At 63.2% G+C, this 250-nt stretch carries 1 protein-coding gene; it reads left to right on the top strand.

Going from position 1 to position 250, the window contains the following annotated elements; translation table 11 throughout:
- Nucleotides 1-250, top strand: a 250-nt coding sequence (locus AMS65_RS19745; protein WP_206541953.1) for a hypothetical protein, incomplete at both ends; no start/stop codon positions are given.

Genomic DNA, 250 nt, shown 5'->3' with positions numbered 1-250 from the left:
CTTCACCGGGAGTCGGGTACTCGCGTGGGGCCTCGACATCTTCACGGGCAAGCTCGGCAGCAAGTCGCTGAATTCTCGTTCATCGAGCGATACCTTCTCGCTCGACCTCGCAGCGCATACCTGGGGTCTCGGCGTCGGCCTCGGTGCCAACCGTCCCTCGTCGTTCGCGACGATGCTCGTTTCATGTGTCGGCCTCATCGGTGCCATCGCGTTTGCCATATTCGTGTGGCGGGCCATCGCACGCGCACTC

Source organism: Leucobacter celer subsp. astrifaciens (assembly GCF_001273835.1).
Taxonomy (GTDB): Bacteria; Actinomycetota; Actinomycetes; order Actinomycetales; family Microbacteriaceae; genus Leucobacter; species Leucobacter celer.
This window is presented reverse-complemented; position numbering and strand designations above follow the sequence as displayed.